10 protein-coding genes and 4 pseudogenes are annotated in these 13,646 nt (G+C 67.6%); 9 read left to right on the top strand and 5 right to left on the bottom strand.

The features are described 5' to 3' along the window. Positions 1-223: 223 nt before the first annotated feature. Positions 224-379, top strand: a pseudogene (locus tag IE318_RS39395) (transposase); the annotation flags it as partial. A gap of 17 nt (positions 380-396) precedes the next feature. Here the strand turns inward: IE318_RS39395 and IE318_RS39390 are convergent. Further along, entirely contained in the window at positions 397-867 is a 471-nt protein-coding gene (locus IE318_RS39390) for a DUF4259 domain-containing protein (protein WP_189907707.1), read from the bottom strand. Positions 868-1,156: 289 nt separating this feature from the next. Further along, a complete protein-coding gene (locus IE318_RS39385) occupies positions 1,157-3,247 on the bottom strand; it encodes an eCIS core domain-containing protein (protein ID WP_373311416.1) in 2,091 nt (696 codons plus the stop codon). A 466-nt stretch (positions 3,248-3,713) separates the two neighbouring features. On the opposite strand from IE318_RS39385, the pseudogene IE318_RS39380 reads away from it, so the two are divergent. The 3 genes and pseudogenes from IE318_RS39380 to IE318_RS39370 all read left to right on the top strand — a co-directional run. After that, positions 3,714-4,418, top strand: a pseudogene (locus tag IE318_RS39380) (IS3 family transposase); the annotation flags it as partial. A gap of 167 nt (positions 4,419-4,585) precedes the next feature. Beyond that, the gene (locus IE318_RS39375) at positions 4,586-6,229 is read left to right on the top strand and encodes an IS4 family transposase (RefSeq protein ID WP_189907702.1); all 1,644 of its coding nucleotides are present in this window, start codon (positions 4,586-4,588) and stop codon (positions 6,227-6,229) included. Positions 6,230-6,353: 124 nt separating this feature from the next. After that, positions 6,354-7,064, top strand: a complete 711-nt coding sequence (locus tag IE318_RS39370; protein WP_189907701.1) for an ATP-binding protein — start codon at positions 6,354-6,356, stop codon at positions 7,062-7,064. 198 nt (positions 7,065-7,262) lie between these two features. Here IE318_RS39370 and IE318_RS39365 read toward each other — a convergent pair whose 3' ends face one another. Then, entirely contained in the window at positions 7,263-8,150 is an 888-nt protein-coding gene (locus IE318_RS39365; RefSeq protein WP_189907700.1) for an SDR family oxidoreductase, read from the bottom strand. Between the two features lie 132 nt (positions 8,151-8,282). Then, positions 8,283-9,026 (bottom strand): SDR family oxidoreductase, encoded by a 744-nt coding sequence (locus IE318_RS39360; protein ID WP_189907699.1) that lies wholly within the window; start codon positions 9,024-9,026, stop codon positions 8,283-8,285. 187 nt (positions 9,027-9,213) lie between these two features. On the opposite strand from IE318_RS39360, the gene IE318_RS39355 reads away from it, so the two are divergent. The 3 genes and pseudogenes from IE318_RS39355 to IE318_RS39345 form a co-directional block, all read left to right on the top strand. Further along, the gene (locus IE318_RS39355) at positions 9,214-10,086 is read left to right on the top strand and encodes a helix-turn-helix transcriptional regulator (RefSeq protein ID WP_189907698.1); all 873 of its coding nucleotides are present in this window, start codon (positions 9,214-9,216) and stop codon (positions 10,084-10,086) included. A gap of 89 nt (positions 10,087-10,175) precedes the next feature. After that, on the top strand, positions 10,176-10,475 hold the full coding sequence (locus IE318_RS39350; RefSeq protein ID WP_189907697.1) for a hypothetical protein: 300 nt from the start codon (positions 10,176-10,178) through the stop codon (positions 10,473-10,475). A gap of 16 nt (positions 10,476-10,491) precedes the next feature. Next, positions 10,492-11,450: pseudogene (locus IE318_RS39345) on the top strand (IS701 family transposase); the annotation flags it as partial. On the opposite strand, the gene IE318_RS39340 reads toward IE318_RS39345, so the two are convergent. Beyond that, positions 11,404-12,027, bottom strand: a complete 624-nt coding sequence (locus IE318_RS39340; protein WP_189907696.1) for a TetR/AcrR family transcriptional regulator — start codon at positions 12,025-12,027, stop codon at positions 11,404-11,406. The pseudogene IE318_RS39345 and the gene IE318_RS39340 sit on opposite strands and share 47 nt — an antisense overlap. 80 nt (positions 12,028-12,107) lie before the next feature. Between IE318_RS39340 and IE318_RS39335 the strand changes: the two genes are divergently transcribed. Together IE318_RS39335 and IE318_RS45680 are read left to right on the top strand one after the other, a co-directional pair. Continuing rightward, the gene (locus tag IE318_RS39335; RefSeq protein WP_189907695.1) at positions 12,108-12,806 is read left to right on the top strand and encodes an alpha/beta hydrolase; all 699 of its coding nucleotides are present in this window, start codon (positions 12,108-12,110) and stop codon (positions 12,804-12,806) included. A 101-nt stretch (positions 12,807-12,907) separates the two neighbouring features. Then, a pseudogene (locus IE318_RS45680) lies at positions 12,908-13,396 on the top strand (replication-relaxation family protein); the annotation flags it as partial. Positions 13,397-13,646 lie beyond the last annotated feature (250 nt).

Here is a 13,646-nt window from a genome sequence, read left to right as displayed (position 1 = left end):
CCGCAGCAACCTCATCAACGGATGCCTCGCCGAAACCGGACTCACCTTGACGACATCACGACAACAACGTCAGTAACTCGGGCGCACAGCCCATCGTTCAACACCGGCCTGCCCATGCTGAATCCCCGGATGCCCCTGGCCCGGACGGTCGCACCGTACGGCGAGAACCACGTCCCGTCACTACCGGTACCAGAACGGGCCTCCACCGATGTTCATACCGGTTACCAACGCGATCGAGTCGGTCAACGCGCGGATCCGGCGAGCGGTCAAGGCCCGTGGACACTTCCCGAACGAGCAGGCCGCCCTGAAGTGCGTCTACATGGCAATCATGTCGCTCGATCCCACCGGCAAGGGCCAGGCCCGCGGGACCATGCGCTAGCTAGACAACAACCATGATCACGAAGTCTCGCGGGCTCCTTGCATCCGGGGCACCCAACACCAACCTCCACACACAGCGTGACAGTTGAGCCCACCAGTCGCCGCCGTACCCCCATCAAGCTCGAAGACCCGCCATTGCTTTCCGTCCTCCGCGTCGACCCAGTCCGCGGCCGGCCCGTTCTCGTCGCCGGCGATGCGGGCGAGGGCCTCGTCGGCAAGAGCGCGAAGGTCGGCGGGAAGAGCGGGCACGGGCGTCCGCGGGCCGTAGGGGATGTCGTCCACGGGTTCGCCGCCGGGGCACTGCGCCGCGATCAGCGCGGCGGCGGCCACCGCCTCCTCCGCCTCCCAGAGGTGGTCCGTGGCGTCGACCGTCCGGGTGAGGACGCCGCGGATCAGGGCCTCGCGCTCCCCGGGCTCGGCGTCGTCGAGATCGCCGGCGAAGTCCGCGGCCGTGTCGTTGTCGAAGGGACCGGTGTCCCAGGTGCCCATGGTGATCTCCCTCCCTGGCATCGTGGGATCCTCGCACCACCCACCGACAACACGCCTACGAGAACGTGTGAGGCCGAGAACGGCCGACGTCCGTCGGCCCGGTGCCGGTGCCGAGGCCGGTGCCGGTGCCGAGGCGGAGGCGCGTGGCACTTCGCCGGGTGCCGGCCGCGGGTTGAGCCCGGCGACGCCGCGTGGTGGCTCGCGCCGATCTTCCGGGACTCACCCGACGGCCGGCCACCGCACGCCCGACAGCACCGGAAAGCGGTGATCAGCCGTGGCGTCGGCAGTGTCACACTTCCGGACGGTGGATTTCGAGTTTCTCAGTCAGGTGCTGCAGCAACTTCACGGTGACCTCCACACCGTCGATGACATCCTTTACGAGCTGCGTCTGCTGCCTCTCGCCGAGTCTCCCCTTCTCCCATTCCTTGAATTTGTCGATGCGCTTGCCGACTCCCTCCCAGATACCGAAGGCTTCGCTTTTCACGCTTTCCGCAATGAGAAGGAATTGCGCCTCCTGATCCCGATCGAGGTCCATCCGGTCCGCGTGCCCGAGGTATTGCTTCATCGTGCTGACGTCGGTATTCGCCATGTTGTACTGGGCGTACGCCGTGTCATGCAGCTTGATCACGAGGCGCCGCAGCCTGGATATGTCCGTGAATGCCTTGGACCCGTACGGTTCGTTGATATTGTAAGGCACGCCGAAATTCTGACCGATGTCCATGACTTCATGGAGTGTGTGGTATGCGAATTCGGTCGTGTGGTCGAAATTGATCCGCCAGAACGAGAAGATTCCCCAGGCTACAGCGGCGATCTCCTCCTGGCTCGCCCCTGCCTGGTGCGCCATCTTGAACATGCGGGCAGCCGTGTACGACTGTCCTGCCCAGACAGGCAGATTTCTCTCGCGCGCCAGTATCGTGGTGGGAGAGTACTCGTTACGCGTCGAAGGTTGGTGAGCCCTCACGTTGGGCGGTGGAGATTTCAACTTCATCTGACCGCGATCTTCCTTGGCTTCCTTTCGATTGCCATCGCGGTCGACAGCGGTGGTGCTCAAGACCTCGTCCTCTCCAGGTTCGTCGACGAGGAACTTTCCGGCCGTGCCCGGCGTGTGTTTGGAGTATCCGAAGAACTCGCTGAGATCATGAAGTGCGATCATCTTGTCCCGGAAACTAAATTTCTCCGGGTTCCGCATCAGCTCCAGGAATCCTCCCTTGGGAATGATGGAGGACCGCAGGTGCGGCTTGTTGTGGGGCCCAAAATTCCCTTTGAACCAGAACCAGTCGATGTATGAACCGACCGGCTTGTTGGCCTTGTCCGGATCATGCGGGAAAAAGTTGCCGTGCTCGTCCGTCTTCGACGGTTGCGACAGGAGATCGGACAGACCGGTCTCCAGTTCGCGATCCATACGGCTGGCCTGTGCCTCGGACATTTCCATCTTGAAGCCCTGAGCCATGCTGTTGATCCGCTTGATCAGTACATTCAGAAGAACCTCGACGTTGCGTTCCTTTTGTATTTCTTTCGCAGCGACCTTCTCCTTTCTCCTGTTGTCCTTTGCGTATACCCAGCCCATGAGATTGTAGGCCAGTTCCGTGTAGTCGTTGACCTTGATGTCATGGTTCTTGGTGCCAAAATCAGGGTGGGTTCCGATGTGGCGTTTGAGTACCGGATGATATCCCTGGTATCCAATGGGTGCCACAATGGCCTTCTTGAGCTGCCAGAGAATCCTGTCCTGCTCGCGAGTGAACATGCCGCGTTCATGCGGCTCGAACTCGGGCGCCGCCTTCTTGTAGAATGCGTTGAAGACGTCATTCGTCAGGTTGTTGAGAACAGCCTCGTGATGTTGCGGCGGAACCTTCTTCGTTTGGTCCTTGTAGATCTTGGTGTAGTCCGTCTGCCCGACCAGCAGCGCTCGCTGCACCGCGGGCTCCGGCGTGGCCCGGTGAGCGGGTGCCCGCTGGGCGGAGACATGGGCGTGGCCGGCCGCATGTCCTTCCGGTGCCGTACTCGGTACGGGTCCGGCCAGGCTTCGCCTCGCGTTCTCCTCCGCGGCGCGCTCGAACCGGTCGGTCGGGTCGCTGACGCTCAACCCCGCACCGTTGTCGGTGCCCGACACCGGGCCCTGCCGCTGCTGGATCACATGGGTGAGTTCATGGGCCAGGGTGTGCCGGTCGCCACCTCCCGAGCCGATGACGACGTGCTCGCCGGAGGTGTAGGCACGCGCTCCCAGTTCGGCCGCCGACCTGCTGGCCATGGCGTCGTCGTGTATCCGGACGGACATGAAATCGGCCCCGAGGCGCGCCTCCATCTCGTGCCGCACGGGTTCCGGCAGCGGCTTACCGGAACCACGCAACACGTCGAACGCCGTGGAACGCTGCACCACCACCTCGGCCCCGACCTCCCCGGCGGAAGGGGCCTCATCGTGCGTACACCGCTGCGCCGCGAGAGCGGAGCAGACAACGGCGTTCCCTGCCAGTCGCTGCAGAGCCGGAACGTCCAGCCTCGGGCCGTCGGGTGTGACAGCACCGAACGGGCTATGTGCTTGATGGTTTTCCTGGAGCAGGCGACGGACGGCAGTGTTTCCCGCCAGCCTTTGAAGAGCCAGCGCTGCCGGCCAGGGAGAACCTGGCACCCGACCGGCGCCGTCAGCGTTCTTCCCTGGCTGCTGTCCTCTGCCGGGTTCATGTACGGGCATTGTGACAGGCCCCCAGAATCAAGCGGAATGGGCAATCAACTTTTGAGCCTTACCGAATGCGCCAGTCCCGGGAAGGCTCTGTCAGGCAGCCTTGGCTGCCCTGTCAGGCAGCCTTGGCTGCCCTGTCAGGCAGCCTTGGCTGCCCTGTCAGGCAGCCGGCACCTACGGCAGCCCGCGCATCATCGCCGAACTCCGCCTCAGCGATGGTGTGCTGGTCAACCACAAGCGAATGGAGCGGGTCATGCGCGCCAACCAGATCGTGGGCCTGCGGCTGCGCAGGCGGGTGGCCACCACGGTCAGTGAGCCGTCCCATATCCCAGTGCCGGACCTGCTCGGCCGCGACTTCACCGCGGCGACGCCGATCACCAAGTACGTGGGCGACATCACATATCTTGCCGTCGGCGACGGCGAGTTCCTGTATCTGGCGACCGTCGTGGACTGCTCCTCGCGCCGCCTGGCCGGGTGGTCCATCGCTGACCACATGCGCACCGAACTGGTCGCCGACGCGCTCAAGGCCGCCGCAGCCACCCGCGGCAGCCTGGCCGGCGCGGTCTTCCACACCGACCACGGCGCGCAGTACACCAGCCGCGAATTCGCCTCACTGCGCGCCGAGTTGGGTGTCACCCAGTCCATGGGCCCGGTGGGCACCAGCGCGGACAACGCCGCCGCCGAGTCGTTCAACGCGGCCCTGAAACGCGAGACGCTGCAAGGCGCCCGCCGCTACGACGGCGCCCGCGCCTGCCGACTGGCAGTCTTCCGATGGATCACCCGATACAACACCACACGACGGCATTCGGCAGCGGCGCAGATGTCGCCGATCGACTACGAACACGCATCAGCTACCATCACGCTTGCCGCATAACGACACGAACAGGTGTTCACTTTCGCAGGGGAAGGCCCAAGGCCGGGTAGTTAAGGTTTTCGGCCGGGATGCAAGACGGGGCGGGGCCCGTCGCGGCGTGCAGAACGTGATCAACGCGGCCCCGTTGAAGCAGGTGTCGACCAAGACGTCCTACCCATGGAGCCGCGTTGCCTGTCCATTCTGCCTCCCCGCCTACCCTGGCGACTCTCTCGAGGGAAATCACCCTGGCCGCAGGGCGTTTCGCCGCCGGGCACCTGGGCGGACTGACGCCCTTCCTGCCTTTCGAACTGGTGGACGCCGTCCTGGAGGAGACCCGTGCGGTCCAGCAGCGGCTCCGGGATCTGCCTTCACGAGTCGGGGTGTACTTCCTCCTGGCGATGTGCCTGTTCCCGGATGTCGGATACCGGCTGGTGTGGGGCAAAATGACGGCTGGACTCGACGGCTTCCTCCCGGCGCCGAGCACGAAGGGCCTGCGCGACCTTCGACGCCGGGTGGGCTGCACCCCGATGAAGACCCTGTTTGATGTGGTGGCCGGAACGCTGGCGCAACCACACACCCCCGGGGCCCGTTTCGGCTTCTACCGCACCGTCTCCTTTGACGGCTGCAGCTCCATCAAGACCGCCGACAGCGAACGCAACCGGGGCTGGCTGGGCCGATGCCCGCACGGCGGCTATCCCCAACTCGAGTTGATGACGCTGGTCGAGACCGGAACCCGGGCGGTGATCGCCGCGATCTTCGGGCCCACCCGGGAGGGCGAGACCTCCTACTCCACCCGGCTGCTTTCGCACCTTCGCCCCGACATGCTGGTGCTGTGCGACCGGGGCTTCGACGGCAACGACTTCCTCGCCGCCGTACATACCACCGGCGCCCGCATCGTGGGCCGCATCAGCCAGCGCCGCCGCCCACCGGTGCTGAAGACCCTCGCAGATGCCTCCTACCTGTCGGCCATCGGCGGCGTCCCGGTACGCATCATCGAGGCCCAGGTCAGCGTCACCTGCGCCGACGGCAGCGGCTTCGCAGGCACCTACCGCCTGGTGACCACGCTGCTGGACGCCCACCGCTTCCCCGCCGACCGCCTCGTGCGCCTCTATCACGAGCGCTGGGAACACGAGAGCGCCTACTACGCGCTGCGTCACACCATCCCCAACGGGCGCGTGCTGCGCTCGTGCGACCCGGTCGGCGTCGAGCAGGAGATGTGGGCCCTGCTGGTCCTCTACCAGCTACTGCGCCGGGCCATGGTCGAGGCGGCGGAGTCCCGGCCGGGCACCGATCCCGACCGCTGCGGCTTCACCATCGCCCTCCACACAGCCCGCGACCTGCTGGTACGCGCGGAAGGAATCTTCGAGCAGGGCCTCGGGACAATGGGAGGCAAGATCTTGGCAGCGCTGCTGCCGGCGCGCCGGCCCCGCGTCAGCACCCGAAAGGTGAAATCGCCCATCTCCCAATATGCGGAACGGAAGTTGGACGGCCGCCCGGATGCGAGTCAGACGGTGACTGCCGTGACGATCACGCTCCTACAGCCCCCGCCCCCTCGCCCCGGACTGCCGGCGGTCACGGTCCCCCAGTACGTCGGTGCTTGCAAGACCAGCAACCGCATGGCGCTCGTCCTCGCCGTGCTGCAGGAAGAGCCCAAGCGGCAGTGGCGGGCCCAAGAGATCGCCGAGCTCCTCGGCGACGTCACCCTCGTCGCCACTTACCGGCAACTCGCCCGCTGGAACGAGAAAGGGCTGATCAAGAGGATCCGTACAGGCCGCTACGCGGCAGCCCCGCCGCCAACGGTCGCTGCCTTGCGCCCCGGACGAAAACCTTAACTACCCGGCCTTGGGTCTAGGCCCGTCCACCCGATCCGGTGGCCGTGCGCCAGGTGTCGGTTCCCTACGGCGGAGCTGGCTGTTGGGGTTCCGACAGAGCAGTAGGGATGTTGAAGGGGCCGTGGTGGCAAGGGACTTCTTCTGCGAGCCGCTCATCCTCACGTCGGAGGGCGGGGTGCGGGAGATCAATCTCGCGCACCCGGTGGTGTGCGTCTTCGGGCCGATCGACACGGGCAAGACCACGCTGGTCGATTGCATCAAGTACCCGCTCGGGCTGCCCGTCGCGTGGCGTGAGCTATCGGGGGAACGCCTGCGGACGGTGACCCTGTTCGTGCGGATCGAGGGAATGCGTCTCGGGCAGCGCCGGTCTGTGGTCGGTGATGTGAAGAGCGTCGAGCTCCTGGACGCGAGTGGAGGCGGTGTCGAGGAGATTCTCGATGTGGAGGCGCAGCCGGACAGCGACCGGCGGGTCGTGGGCGATGTGCTGCTGGACCTGCTCGGCCTTGCCGAGATGTTCGTGCCTCCTTCTGCCGTGGCGCTTCTGGGGGCCGGGGCGCGGTTGGCATTCGAACATTTGTATGCATCGTGCTATCTGACACAGGACGTGGTGGACGGCGCCGAGTCGGCGAGGGGCAAGGCCAACACCGCCCAGTCCTACCGGACCGTCGTCAAGCTGTTGCTGGGGCTGACCGACGGCCCGATGCGGGTCCTGACCGCCCGCAGGGACGAGGTGTCACGCACGCTCGGTGAGCTGCGGCGGCAGACGGAGACGATCAGTGCCCTTCCTGACCGGCAGCGCTGCGGGCCTCGATGCGGAGCTGGCACGCTCGCGTGACGAGGAGCGCGCGGCGCTGCAGCGTCTGGAGGAGTTCAAGGGCCGGATGCGGGCCACCACCGCGCACGCCGACCCGCTGCGCCGCCGTGTGCAGGAGGCGGAGCAGGTGCGTGAGAGGTGCCGGCGTGCGGTCGCCGACGGCGAGCACGCGCTGATGAAGCTCTTTGATTTCCAAAGAGTCTCATCAACGCCCGGTGCTCAGCGCTTGACTTCAAGGAGGCTCCCCATGCCCATGCGGGTGAGGAAGTCGGCCGAGGACGCGCGGTTGACAGTGTTGACCTCGTCGACGTTGGAGCGGGTGAAGTCGATGACGCTGCGGAACGGCTTCTCGCCGACGGGCAGGGCGAGAATGCGGGTGATCTCCCGGGCGACGGACACCGGGTGGGCGTCGACGCCGGGCTCGAACAGGCCCTCGGTGGCCTCGCCGTAGCCGTCGACCAGGGGATCCAGCTCCGCGTAGGCGGCGCTGACCGCCTCGTCACGGGCGCCGCTGGCGTTGGCGAAGTGGCTGGTGCCCACGGTGAACGCGCCGGGCATCACGATCACGGTCTCGATGCCGAACTGGGAGACCTCGTAGGAGGTGACCTGGGCCAGTGCGTCGAAGGCGAACTTCGAGGCCACGTAGGGTCCGAGGAAGGGCGGGACGCTGACCGTGGTGGTGCTTCCCACGTAGAGGAGGGTGCCCGATCGCCGGGCGCGCAGGTGGGGCAGCGCGGCACGGTTGACCCGCTGGACACTGATCGCGTTGACGTCGAACATGTCCGCGACCTCTTCCGCGGTGAACGCTTCGGTGTAACCGAGGGCCAGGTGCCCCGCGTTGTGGACGACGACATCGAGCTGACCGGCCTCGGCCAGGACGGTCTGTACCGCCGCGTCGGCGGACTCCTGCGACCGTACGTCGAGTTCGACGACGCGCAGATCGGTGTGGTCGCGTTCGGCGAGGGCGAGAAGTTCCCCGGCGCGGGCCCGGTTGCGGCCTTCGGGGTCGCGCATGCTCGCGTAGACCGTGTGTCCCGCGGCGGCGAGCTCCTTGACGGTGAGGTTGCCGATCCCGGTGGAGGCGCCTGTGACCAGGACTACGGACATGGCGGGGTGTTCCTTTCGAAGACAGCTCGAAGACAGCTGGGGTGGTACGGGGGCGGGGGCCGGTGATCAGGCCGGGCGGGGCCTGAACGGCCCCGCCGCGTACGGCGGTCCCGGCGCCAGTGACCGGTGTGCTCAGTAGGCGCTGAGCATGGCCAGGACGTCGTCGTAGGTGCCGTTGGCCGTGGCGTGGCGCAGGAACTTGACGTTGTCGACCAGGATCTCCTTGGCGTCCGGCTGGGTGTGCAGGAGGTTCAGGGCCTCGGTGAGGAAGTCCTCGAGCGGCATGGCGTGCTCGTTGTCCTGCTGGCCCATCAGGGTGGTGCGCACGGCCGGCGGGACCAGTTCGATCACCTGGACGGAGGTGTCGGCGAGCTGGACGCGCAGGCTCTCCGTGAAGGAGTGGATGGCGGCCTTGGTGGCGTTGTAGGTCGCGGTGATCGGCAGCGGCACGAAGGCCAGTCCGGAGCTGACGTTGATGACGACCGCGTCTTCCTTGGCCGTCAGGTGGGGCAGGAAGGCGTTGACCATCCGGATCGGGCCGAGCAGGTTGGTGGTGACGGTGTCCTCGGCGACGCGCAGGGAGTCGCCCTCCAGGAGGGGCTCAGGCAGCTGGATGCCCGCGTTGTTGACCAGGACGTTCAGCTCGGGGTGGGTCCGCGTCACCGTCTCGCGGGCCCCGGCGATCGATGCGGGGTCGGTGACGTCGAGGACGAGTGTGTCGATGCCCGGGTGCCCGGCCGCAATCTGGTCGAGCAGCTCCTTGCGGCGACCCGCGACGATCACCTTGTTGCCGGCCTCGTGCAAGCGCAGCGCCAGGCCGAGGCCGATGCCCGAGGTGCCGCCCGTGATCAGAATCGTGTTCCCGGTGGTCTTCATGGAAGTTTCTCCTTGGTAGTGGAAGCCGGGGTACCCGCACAGTGGGGCGGGTTGCTCCGCACTGCGGGTGCCGGAGTACCCCGGCACCGACCATGCTGCGCCTGCCCGCGGGCGGGCGGGAGAGGAGCCGTTACCCATGGATCAGCAGTCCCTGGATGAATAAGCCGGTATCGGCAACCATGGAGGCATGGACAGAGACCAGCTGGCGGATTTCCTGCGCCGACGGCGTGAAACGCTGCAGCCCGACGACGTCGGGCTGGTCAGCGGCCCGCGCAGGCGCACCCAGGGTCTGCGCCGCGAAGAGGTCGCCGCCCTCGCCGGGATGTCCACCGACTACTACGCGCGCCTGGAGCAGCGGCGTGCCCCGCAGCCCTCCGAGCAGATGATGGTCGCGCTCGCCCGCGCCCTGCGCCTCACCCTGGACGAGCGCGACCACCTCTTCCGCCTCACCGGCCACAGTGCCCCGGCGCGCTTCCACCGCTCCGAGCATGTCGGCCCGGCTCTGATGCGGGTGATGGACCGCCTGGACGCCCCGGCCCTGGTGGTGTCCGACCTCAGCGACACCCTGGTACAGAATCCGCTCGCGGTCGCGCTGCTCGGCGACCAGACCCGGTACACCGGTCTGGCGCGCAGCGCCTACTACCGCTGGTTCACCGACCCGGACGAGCGGAGACACTATCCGCAGGAGGACCACGACCGGCAGAGCCGGATCCAGGCGGCGGCGCTGCGGGCCGCGCTGACCGCCGACGGCAGTCACCCCCGGGCCGAGCAGATCGTCGCCGAGCTGCACGGCCGCAGCCCGGAATTCGTCCGGGTCTGGGAACAGCACGAGGTCGCCAACCGCTTCGAGGACCGCAAGACCCTCGTGCACCCCGAACTCGGCCGCATCGAAGTCGACTGCCAGGTCCTGTTCACCGACAACCACGCGCAGACCCTGCTCGTGATGACCACGCGCCCCGGCACGGAGAGCCACGGAAAGCTCCAGTTGCTCTCGGTCATAGGACACCAGCAGTTCGACGCCAGGCCGGGCGGCCCGGCCGGGCAGCACACCTCCGCGTGACCCTGCGGCGGCCGGACGCGCCAGCGGGCGGGCGCGCCGACCTCAACGGGGGCACCGTACGGGCAGGAGGGCGTGTCAGGAGGCTGCTCGTGCGGGAACCATCATGGCTGCGCGGAGCTCGTCGGCCCGCCGGGGCTTTCGTCTCGGGCCGCAGGGCTTCGAAGGCCGCCCTGCTGCCGTTGACCGATGCGGTGCACACCCACCGGAGGCCGGCGTGGCTGAACGAGGCCGGTATGCACATCGGGACCACGCTGGATCTGCGGCGCACGGCCGAGGAGCTGGCCGCCTTCACCGTGCCCGAACTGGCCTACGGCTGCGCGGTGGATCTGCTGGAATCGGTGCTCCGGTTCCAGGAGGACGACCGTTTCGAGGGGGAGCTGGGTGCCTGAAGTTCCCCAGGGGAAGGCCCATCTGCAGCAGTTCGTGAATCAGTCACCGTGGGATCCGGTGCCGGTGCGGCAGCGGATCGCGCAGCGGATGGTGCCGTTGATCGGCCCGGACGCGTGGGCGGTCGATGACGTGTCCTTCCCCAAGGACGGCCGGATGTCGGTCGCGGTCGCCCACCATTACTGCGGCGCGTTGGGCAAGCAGGCCAACTGCCAGGTCGCGGTCAGCGTCCACGCCGTCAGCGACACTGCGTCGGTCCCGCTGCAGTGGCGCCTGTTCGTGCCCCGGCAGTGGGCCCAGGACAGCGCACGGCGCATGAGGTGCGGGATTCCCCGCGCCGTCGGGCACCGGGAAAAGTGGCGGCTGGCCCTGGACGCCATCGATGAGCTGATGGGGTGGGGGCTGGTGCCGCCGGTGGTGGTGGTGGCCGATGCCGGATACGGGCAGAACGCCGACTTCCGCGACGGTCTGTCTGGCCGACCGTGGTGGCCGTGCGCGCGGATGTGACCGCCCACCCCCGCGACGCCGTGCCCAGTGCCCCGGCGTGGTCAGGTACCGGCCGTCGCCCGCAGCCCCGCTACCGCCACCGGCCGTCCCCGGTAGCCGCGCTGGCCGCTGGCCACGGACGGCAGGCGTTCACCGCAGTGACCTGGCGGGAGGGCTCCCGCGGGCCGATGACCTCCCGCTTTTTGGCGGTGCGGGTGCGGCCGGTCGGAGTACGCGCCCGCCGCCTGGCCCAAGCCACCGCCACCGCGCGCCAGGGCCACTGGGACAGTGTCCTGCCCGCGTGCTGGCTGCTTGCCGAATGGCCCGACGGCGAAGACGGCCCGACCCGGTTCTGGCTGTCCGACCTGCCCGAAGACACCCCCGTGACCGAACTGGTCCGCCTGGCCAAGATCCGCTGGCGCATCGAACACGACTACCGAGAACTCAAGCACGGTCTCGGCCTGGACCACTCGGTGAATCGGCGCCGGACTCTGCCAGAACGACGCGGCTTCCCTCGGTGGCGACAGGTGCGAGCGAGGCCAGGAAATCATCGAACGCCTGATCTACGCGTGGCGCATCACCGGTGGCTTCGAGGTCCATGATGAGACCGCGGACGACCGCGAGCACGAGAGTGGCCAGTTCGGGGCGGCCAATGCTTCGCATGCCGTCCTCCAACGGCTGCAGCCAGTCTGTGGTGGCCTCGCGACGAAAGCCCGGCCACAACTGTTGTTGGGCATCCTCACGGAGCTTGCCGAACATGCTGAGGTACGGGCGTCCGCCGGGGCCGGTCATGACCAGCCAAGCCCGTCGCAGAGTGGTCAGGTAGGGCTCGTCCGGCTGAGGGCACAGCAGTTTGCCGACGAAGTCGCGCTGGCGCCGCCGCGCCCGTCCCAGGGTTTCCCGTAGCAGCGCGTCCCGGGACCCGAAGTGGTAGATCAGCATCCGGGGCGAGGTGCCGGCCGCCGCCGCGAACGGCTCCAGGCGGTCAGGCAGCCCGTTTGCGAGCGCATGGTCGACGCAGGCGTCGAGGATTCGGTCGCGGATCTGGGGTTGCTTGTGTCGTCCCATTGCCACACTTTTTCACGTAACTCGTGGTACGTCTATCATTGGTCCCAGCGGCCGGGAAGCAGGATCTAAAGGAGGAAGAGATGCGTGTTGTCTTTGTGCACGGGGCGTGCGTTCGTGACGGATCATGGTGGTGGCACCTGGCTGGTGCAGCCCTGCAGGAGCGAGGCATCAGCAGTGTTGCTCCGGCGCTGCCGAGCTGCGGCGAGGGTGACCGTCCGGTCGGACCGCAAGGTCCCGGACTGCCCGAGGACGTGGCAGCGGTGCGCGCTGTCCTGATGGAGGAGAACGAGCCGACTGTGGTCGTGGGGCACAGCTATGGCGGCATCGTTGCCGCCGAGGCGGCGGTGGGTGTCGACACGGTGCGTCACCTGGTGTTCGTGTCGAGCTACCTGCCTGAGCCCGGCGAGTCGCTGTCGACGTTCGGCGCCGACACGCCGCCGCCGTTCCTGGATTTCGACCCCGAGGGTGGCACGTTCAGCGCGAGGCCCGAGTTGTTCGCCGAGACGTTCGCCCAGGACTGCCCGCCGGAGATCGTCCGCGACGCAGCGGCCCTTCTGGTCCGGCAGACGCTGGCCGTGACCCAGCAGCCCGTACGGGCGGTGGCGTGGCATGACCTGCCCACAACGTACGTTGTGTGCACCGAGGACCGGGGCACCCCAGTGGTGGCGCAGCGCGAATTTTCCCGCCGCGCGGACAAGGTCATTGAGGTAAAAACGGGCCACCACCCGTTCCTGTCGCAGCCGCAGGCCGTCGCCGACGTCATCGCTAGCTTGTCGTGAACTGATCTTCTTCGCGGCATCGGTCCCCGCAGCAGGTCAGGACTCATCTTCGAGCCCGGTACAAGGACAGTGCCGCACCGTACAGAGAGAGCAGACCGGCGATGACAGGCGTGGACGCGGGCGGCAGGGACCGGATGGCGCTGGCGGTGCTGGCGCAGTACCGGATGGCGACCACCGAGCAGATGCACCTCATCCTCAACCCTTCCGTGCGGATCGAGCAGACCCGCCGCCGGCTGGCCAAGCTACGCGCTGAGGGCCGGTCCGACCGGGTCACGATGCCCCAGGCCGGAGGAACGAGGGTGTGGTTTCCCACGCAGTACGGGGTGCAGGTCGCGGGCGAGTTTCCGGAGCTGTGGGGTCGGCGGCCGTCGAGGACGGTGTCGGACTGGACCGCGGTGCGGTTGCGGGTCGGGCACGCGCTCACCGTGACCGAGACCGGCCTCGCCTTCCTCCAGGACGCACGCCGCCGTGGTGAGTTGTGCCGGCCGCTGGACTGGATCCCCGAGGTCCACCACCCAGTGGGCGGCGGTGAGGCCGTCATCCCGGATGCGCTGCTGTTCTACCGGAGCGGCCGGGCGGGCGGCGACGGAGCCATGCTGCTGGCCTGCGTGGAAGTCGACCGGGCCACCATGGGCCCCGAACAGCTGGCCGCCAACTCAACTCCTATGCCCGCCTCCATGGCTACGTGCCCGCACCCGCCCCCGGCCGACGGCAGCGGCCAGCCCTCCAGGAACCCTGGCAGGGACAGGAGGAGTGGAGGCGGCACTACCCGCTCTTCCCCCGCCTATGAGGGCTGCCCGCCCGCCAGGGATGTGACGCCCTGTCAGGAGGGTTCTCCGC

Origin of the sequence: Streptomyces spiralis (assembly GCF_014654675.1) — a bacterium.
GTDB lineage: Bacteria > Actinomycetota > Actinomycetes > Streptomycetales > Streptomycetaceae > Streptomyces > Streptomyces spiralis.
The sequence above is the reverse complement of the archived record's forward strand: the minus strand, read 5'-3'. Positions and strand labels throughout refer to the sequence as shown.

Bases quoted from the DNA above. Each gene is read 5' to 3' on its own strand.
- IE318_RS39355 (WP_189907698.1), top strand. From the start codon at position 9,214: ATGGACAGAGACCAGCTGGCGGATTTCCTGCGCCGACGGCGTGAAACG.
- IE318_RS39340 (WP_189907696.1), bottom strand. From the start codon at position 12,027: ATGGGACGACACAAGCAACCCCAGATCCGCGACCGAATCCTCGACGCC.
- IE318_RS39360 (WP_189907699.1), bottom strand. From the start codon at position 9,026: ATGAAGACCACCGGGAACACGATTCTGATCACGGGCGGCACCTCGGGC.
- IE318_RS39335 (WP_189907695.1), top strand. From the start codon at position 12,108: ATGCGTGTTGTCTTTGTGCACGGGGCGTGCGTTCGTGACGGATCATGG.
- IE318_RS39365 (WP_189907700.1), bottom strand. From the start codon at position 8,150: ATGTCCGTAGTCCTGGTCACAGGCGCCTCCACCGGGATCGGCAACCTC.
- IE318_RS39390 (WP_189907707.1), bottom strand. From the start codon at position 867: ATGGGCACCTGGGACACCGGTCCCTTCGACAACGACACGGCCGCGGAC.